This window comes from Streptomyces sp. S3(2020) (genome assembly GCF_013044505.1).
Lineage (GTDB): Bacteria > Actinomycetota > Actinomycetes > Streptomycetales > Streptomycetaceae > Streptomyces.
In genome coordinates this window covers 1-6,142 of sequence record NZ_JABERD010000352.1, presented here as the reverse complement: position 1 = coordinate 6,142, position 6,142 = coordinate 1, and the positions used below count along the sequence as shown (strand labels likewise).

Here is a 6,142-nt window from a genome sequence, read left to right as displayed (position 1 = left end):
GTGCTGTACGGGTCGGGGTCGTGCAGGGGCTTGGGGGACGCGTCCGCCGCGCCCTCCTCGACCGCCGACGCGGGCCGCGCGAGCGGCAGGCTCAGCTCGAAGTCACCGTCGCCACCGCCCTCGTCACCACCGCCCTCGTCGCCACCGTCCTCGCGTACGGCGTCCCGCGGCGCCCTCAGCTCGAAGTCGCCCCCGGCGTCGGCCGTGTCGGCCACATCCTGAGGCTGCCTCAGCTCGTAGTCACCGTCGGCGGTGCGATCCGGCATCGGCGGTGCCCCCTCGGTCCCCACGCTGTACTCGCCCGGCGCGGCCGGAGCCCCCACCGCCTGGTCCGCAGGGCCCTGCGGACGCGGTCGGCTCCACCACTTCGCCTTCGTGGGCTTCCCCTCGTTCATGCTCTCCCCACAGCCGGGGCCTGGCCGGCACGTCGGCCCCGCTCACCTGCGCCTGTCAGGCACGCTGCCGCGACCACGGCCTGATCTGCCGGACAGGCACGGGCACGGCTCTCCCTGGATTCAACCAGGTTCGGGGGCTGACGCGCAGAGGCCGGGTCAGCGGGTGGTACCGGAGGGGGAGGAGGTCGCGTCGGGGACGGGTGCGGCGAGCAGGCCCGGCGGGGTGAGGTCCGTGGCCGTGGACCAGGAGGTCAAGGAGAGCGGCGAGGACTCGCTGAGCGGACGTATCAACGGGGACATGGCGGCCGCGCCGGCCACCACGGGTGTGGTCAGCGTGGCCTCGTGCGCCTGGGTGCCGGGGACCAGCGGCGCGGACACCTCGGTCGGGGCGACCGGGGCGCCGATCCGGGACTGGTCCTGGGCGAACAGCGGACCGACCGCACGGCGGCGCTGGCTGTCGGGCGTCGCGGTGCCGGTGCCGCTCTGTGTGCGGGCCGGGGTGACATTGCTGCCGCCGGAGCCGCCACGGGCGTCCGCGTCGGTCGGCGCGACGGTGGTGACGCCGCCCAGCGCGATCGCGGCCAGCGACACCGCCCCGCCCACGACGAAGGCGAACCGCATACCGCGCGACGCCGACCGCTCGGCCTCGTGCCGGCTGACGTCATGGATGTGGAAACCGCCGGTGGCGGGGGTGAGCGCGGAGGCGTGCGACGGCGCGGGGACGTAGTCGAACTCGAAGCGCTCGCCGCGCGTCACGCCGAAGACCCCGGCGGTGCCGGGCCGTCCGGGGAAACCGTCGGGGAATCCTCCCCCGAACGGCGAGCCGCCGTCCGAGTCACCTCCTCCGGGAAGCCCCTGGAGGCGGGCCAGGAAGCTCTCGGAGGGAGGCGGGGGCGCGGCCTCCGCGAAGACGTTCTTCAACCGGCGCTGGGCGTCGGCCTCGGCCTTGCACCTGGTGCAGGTGGCAAGGTGAGCGAGGACGCGCTCGCGCGTCTCATGACCGAGCTCGCCGTCGACCAGCGCGGCGAGTCGGTCTCCCAGGTGATGCTCCGCGAACCGCCCTTCGGCGGGATTGGGCCGTGATCCACTCACGCGGTCGCGCCCCCTCCCCCCAGAGCGGCGACGCGGGGCACGAAGGAGCGACGCTCGGCCCGGGCCTCCGGTGAACGGTGGGCGAGTGCCTTGCGCAGCTGGGAGCGGCCGCGATGGATACGCGAGCGGACCGTGCCGAGCTTGACGCCCAGGGTGGCGGCGATCTCCTCGTAGGACAGCCCTTCGATGTCGCACAGGACGACCGCGGCGCGGAACTCGGGCGCGAGGGTGTCGAGAGCCTGCTGGACGTCCGCGTCGAAGTGCGCGTCGTTGAAGACCTGCTGCGGTGACGGCTCACGGCTGGGCAGGCGCTCCGCCGCGTCCTCGCCGAGGGCGTCGAAGCGGATGCGCTGCTTGCGGCGGACCATGTCCAGGAACAGGTTGGTGGTGATGCGGTGGAGCCAGCCCTCGAAGGTGCCGGGCGTGTAGGTCGACAGCGAGCGGAAGACGCGGACGAAGACTTCCTGAGTGAGGTCCTCGGCGTCGTGCTGGTTGCCCGTCAGGCGGTAGGCGAGCCGGTAGACCCGGCCGCTGTGCGTGCTGACGATCTCCTCCCACGTCGGAGGAGTCCAGGCCTGCCCGTCCGCGTCGGTGGAGAAGGTCGCGGTGGCGTATTCGCCGTGGCTGTGGTCAGCAGCGGTGTCGTTCACGGATTTCGGCCTACCCGCCGATCCGAGGAAGCGCCTCAGCACTCCTCCCCGATCCACAGGCGCGGCCGCACCTCCCCTGTCGGCTCTGGTGGTGTCCAGTGGAGTCCCTACCATAGCCACCTCGCCCGTTAGCTCCGGATAAGCGGTTTTACGAGAATTTGATCTGGGCTGATACCGCTCGTGCGGCTGCGTCACCGCCCGCTCGGGCCCCTGCTCGTCATCGTGATCCAACTGTGTCCCCCCGGGTGCGTCTCCACCCCTCTAAACGCCCGGTCCCATCAGCGGGTTCCCGGCCCCAACGGATACAGTCACGCCCAGGCAACCACGGGGACAGGAGAGGGTCATTACCGCCAACCGGCAGACGAGCTGGGCGTTCGCCGACGCCTACGTCGCCGAGGACGAAGTGCTGCGCTGGGCCCGTGACCGGGCCCGTGAAGCGGGCCTGCGCTCGGTGTCGCCCGGCGCGGGCGCAGCCCTGCGGTTGCTGGCGGCCTCCGTCGACGCGAAGGCGGTCGCCGAGATCGGCACGGGCACCGGCGTCTCCGGTATCCATCTCCTGCACGGCATGCGGCCGGACGGCGTGCTCACCACGGTCGACCCCGAGCCGGAGCACCAGCAGTTCGCCCGGCAGGCCTTCCGCGCCTCCGGGTTCGCCAGCAACCGGGCCCGCTTCATCCCGGGCCGCGCCCTGGACGTCCTGCCCCGCCTCGCCGACGCCGGCTACGACCTCGTCTTCTGCGACGGCGACCGGCAGGAGGTCATGGACTACCTCGCTGAATCGTTGCGCCTGCTGCGGCAGGGAGGACTGGTCGTCTTCGAGGGTGTCTTCGCGCACGGCCGGACGGTGGACTCGGGTCCGCAGCCCACCGAGGTGCTGCGGCTGCGCGAGCTGCTGCGCGCGGTGCGGGAGAGCCAGGAGCTGGTCCCGTCGCTGCTGCCCGTGGGCGACGGGCTGCTGTGCGCGGTCAAGCGCTGACCCTCGCGTCGCACTGAGCTGGGCCGCACCACACCGAACCGCACCGCACTGACCTGGGCAAACAGCTGCCCCGGCATCGATGCCGATGCCGGGGCAGCTGAAAGGGTATGGCCGCTTCCGCGTCAGCCGACGACCTTCTTGAGGGCGTCACCGAGCGCGTCGGCCTCGTCAGGGGTCAGCTCGACGACGAGCCGCCCGCCGCCTTCGAGCGGAACGCGCATGACAATGCCCCGCCCCTCCTTGGTCACCTCGAGCGGGCCATCGCCCGTCCGCGGCTTCATGGCCGCCATGCTCGTTCCCCTTCCTGAAACCAGCTCATCGTCAAAGCCGACGGCCCTGGGAGGGCACGCGTGTCGTGCGTGGGCACGCGACACCGGCATCGAACACATTGCTTCCAGGCCATTATCCCGCATCTCAGGACCCGATGACCAACATCAGTCGGCATCGCTTGGGCAACGCGCGCGAGCAAAACCACCCAATTCGGCGATGTGACTGCGATACTGCGCGGCCGCACAGGTATCCGGCGACCGATTTCCGCCGCACATTCTTTGACGCAGGTCACACGTCCGTTCCGGTCCATGGACAGTGATCTCCGCCATGCTGTCCATGGACCGGCAGCAGACGCATGAGGGGATGGACCATGGCAGACACCGTGCTCTACGAGGTGAGCGACGGGCTCGCGACGATCACGCTCAACCGCCCCGAGGCGATGAACGCGCTGAACATCGCGACGAAGGTCGCTCTGCGGGAGGCGGTGGAATCCGCGGCGGCCGACGGGGCCGTACGGGCGGTGCTGCTGACGTCCGCCGGAGACCGGGCCTTCTGTGTGGGACAGGACCTCAAGGAGCACATCGGGCTGCTGGCCGAGGGCTCGGCGAAGGTCATGAGCACGGTCGCGGAGCACTACAACCCGATCCTGCGGAGCCTGACGGAGATGCCGAAGCCGGTGGTGGCCGGGGTGAACGGGGTCGCGGCCGGGGCCGGATTCGGTTTGGCGCTGGCGGCGGACTACCGGGTGGTGGCGGACACCGCGGGATTCAACACGTCGTTCGCGGGGGTCGCGCTGACGGCCGACTCCGGGGTCTCCTGGACCCTGCCCCGGGTGGTGGGGCCCGGGCGCGCCGCCGACCTGCTGCTCTTCCCGCGGACGATCAAGGCGCAGGAGGCGTACGAGCTGGGGATCGTGAACCGGCTCGTGCCCTCCGCCGAGCTGGCGGGCGAGGCCGAGAAGGTCGCGCGGGCGCTGGCCGAGGGGCCGACGGTGGCGTACGCGGCGATCAAGGAGGCCGTGGCGTACGGATCCTCCCATTCCCTGGCGGAGACGCTGGAGAAGGAGGACGAGTTGCAGACGCGGGCGGGGTCCTCCCAGGACCATGCGATCGCCGTGCGGGCCTTCGTCAACAAGGAGACGCCGAAGTACCTGGGCCGCTGAGGGTCAACCCCGCCTGGCCACACACGTGGCCAGGTGGTCGTCCACCAGCCCGCACGCCTGCATCAGCGCGTACGCCGTGGTGGGCCCGACGAACCGCAAACCCTTCTTCTTCAGGGCCTTCGACAGGGCCGTCGACTCCGGAGTGATCGCCGGGACGTCCCCCAGGGTCTTCGGGGCCGGTCCCGGCTTCTTCGGGGCGTGGGACCAGATGAACTCGTCGAGCTCACCCGGCGCCCAGTCGGCCAGCACGCGTGCGTTGGCGAGCGTGGCGTCGATCTTGGCCCGGTTGCGGATGATGCCCTCGTCGGCGAGGAGGCGGTCCTTGTCGGCGTCCGTGAACGTCGCGACCTCGGCGATCTCGAAGCCGGCGAAAGCGGCGCGGAAGCCCTCGCGGCGGCGCAGGATCGTGATCCAGGAGAGGCCGGACTGGAAGGCCTCCAGACTCAGGCGTTCGTACAGGGCGTCGTCGCCGTGGACCGGGCGGCCCCACTCCTCGTCGTGGTACGCGACGTAGTCCTCGGTGGACAGCGCCCAGGGGCAGCGCAGGGCGCCGTCCGGACCGGCGAGGGCGGCGCCGTCGGTCACTGCTGCTCCCCCGGCCCCTCGGCGGGCTTCTCCATGGACACATGCGAGACGGACGCGCCGTGTGTGACGGCCTGGGCACCGGCCAGGGCGGACTCCAGGTCGGCGATCCGGGCGTCGCGTTCGGCGAGTTCGGCACCGAGGCGGCTGAGGGCGTCGTCCACGTCGCCCATCCGGTAGCCGCGGGCGGCGAGCGGGAAGCGGAGGGCCTCGACATCGGCGCGGTTGACCGGGCGCTCCAGCGGCAGGGGGTCCTGGAGCCGCTCCGGGGCGGCCTCGGGCAGGGGGCCCGTCTCGCCGCCGCCCACCACGGCGAGCGTCACCGCGGCGACCACGACGGCGAGCGCGACGACGAGGAACAAGAACATAACCATCGCTGAGGGTCCCCACGCTCGGTGAATGTGTTCGGAGTCGAATGTGTCAGAGTCCGATCGTGCCATGCGAGTCTGACAGTTAGGGTCGCAGGCGGCCGAGGAAGCGGCCGTTCCCAGGTCGTACTACGAGAGGTCACAGCGGATGCTCAGGCTGGGCAGGCGGGAATTCGGGCCGCACGAGCCGGTGATCATGGCGATCGTGAACCGGACCCCGGACTCCTTCTACGACCAGGGCGCGACCTTCCGTGACGAACCGGCCCTCGCGCGCGTGGAGCAGGCGGTGGCCGAGGGTGCCGCGATCATCGACATCGGCGGGGTCAAGGCCGGGCCGGGTGAGGAGGTCTCCGCCGAGGAGGAGGCGCGGCGGACGGTCGGGTTCGTGGCGGAGGTGCGGCGGCGGTTCCCGGATGTCGTGATCAGCGTGGACACCTGGCGGGCGTCGGTCGGTGCGGCCGTGTGCGAGGCGGGGGCGGATCTGCTGAACGACGCGTGGGGCGGGGTCGATCCTGTCGATTATACACATCTGATCTTTTCCTGACATACCCAACTGAAGGGCAGGGGGGACCCCGGGTGATGCAAAAAAAAGACGCTCGTACCACTCGCACTACTAGCATACACTACACAAACAGAACAGTATACCA

7 protein-coding genes and 2 pseudogenes are annotated in these 6,142 nt (G+C 71.0%); 3 read left to right on the top strand and 6 right to left on the bottom strand.

Annotated features, from left to right (window positions below):
• From HLK59_RS47295 to sigE, 3 genes and pseudogenes are all read right to left on the bottom strand, one after another.
• A pseudogene (locus HLK59_RS47295) lies at window positions 1-395 on the bottom strand (protease); the annotation flags it as partial.
• 156 nt (window positions 396-551) lie between these two features.
• Complete coding sequence (locus tag HLK59_RS47290) at window positions 552-1,487, bottom strand: zf-HC2 domain-containing protein (protein ID WP_171147869.1); 936 nt, start codon at window positions 1,485-1,487, stop codon at window positions 552-554.
• Window positions 1,484-2,179, bottom strand: a complete 696-nt coding sequence (gene sigE / locus HLK59_RS47285; protein WP_171147868.1) for an RNA polymerase sigma factor SigE — start codon at window positions 2,177-2,179, stop codon at window positions 1,484-1,486. The genes HLK59_RS47290 and sigE overlap by 4 nt, the downstream gene beginning before the upstream one ends.
• Window positions 2,180-2,480: 301 nt before the next feature.
• On the opposite strand from sigE, the gene HLK59_RS47280 reads away from it, so the two are divergent.
• Window positions 2,481-3,113, top strand: coding sequence for an O-methyltransferase (locus HLK59_RS47280; protein WP_171147870.1), 633 nt, complete (start codon window positions 2,481-2,483; stop codon window positions 3,111-3,113).
• 122 nt (window positions 3,114-3,235) lie between these two features.
• Here the strand turns inward: HLK59_RS47280 and HLK59_RS47275 are convergent, their stop codons facing one another.
• A complete protein-coding gene (locus tag HLK59_RS47275; protein WP_003966491.1) occupies window positions 3,236-3,403 on the bottom strand; it encodes a DUF3117 domain-containing protein in 168 nt (55 codons plus the stop codon).
• Between the two features lie 350 nt (window positions 3,404-3,753).
• Here HLK59_RS47275 and HLK59_RS47270 point away from each other — a divergent pair, with 350 nt between their 5' ends.
• Window positions 3,754-4,545, top strand: a complete 792-nt coding sequence (locus tag HLK59_RS47270; protein WP_171147867.1) for an enoyl-CoA hydratase-related protein — start codon at window positions 3,754-3,756, stop codon at window positions 4,543-4,545.
• A 3-nt stretch (window positions 4,546-4,548) separates the two neighbouring features.
• On the opposite strand, the gene HLK59_RS47265 is transcribed toward HLK59_RS47270, so the two are convergent.
• Together HLK59_RS47265 and HLK59_RS47260 are read right to left on the bottom strand one after the other, a co-directional pair.
• Window positions 4,549-5,130: a DNA-3-methyladenine glycosylase I gene (locus HLK59_RS47265; RefSeq protein ID WP_171147866.1), complete on the bottom strand. Its 582-nt coding sequence runs from the start codon at window positions 5,128-5,130 to the stop codon at window positions 4,549-4,551.
• Entirely contained in the window at window positions 5,127-5,501 is a 375-nt protein-coding gene (locus HLK59_RS47260; protein ID WP_171147865.1) for a DivIVA domain-containing protein, read from the bottom strand. Before HLK59_RS47260 ends, HLK59_RS47265 begins: the two co-directional genes overlap by 4 nt.
• A 142-nt stretch (window positions 5,502-5,643) precedes the next feature.
• On the opposite strand from HLK59_RS47260, the pseudogene HLK59_RS47255 reads away from it, so the two are divergent.
• A pseudogene (locus HLK59_RS47255) lies at window positions 5,644-6,009 on the top strand (dihydropteroate synthase); the annotation flags it as partial.
• Window positions 6,010-6,142 lie beyond the last annotated feature (133 nt).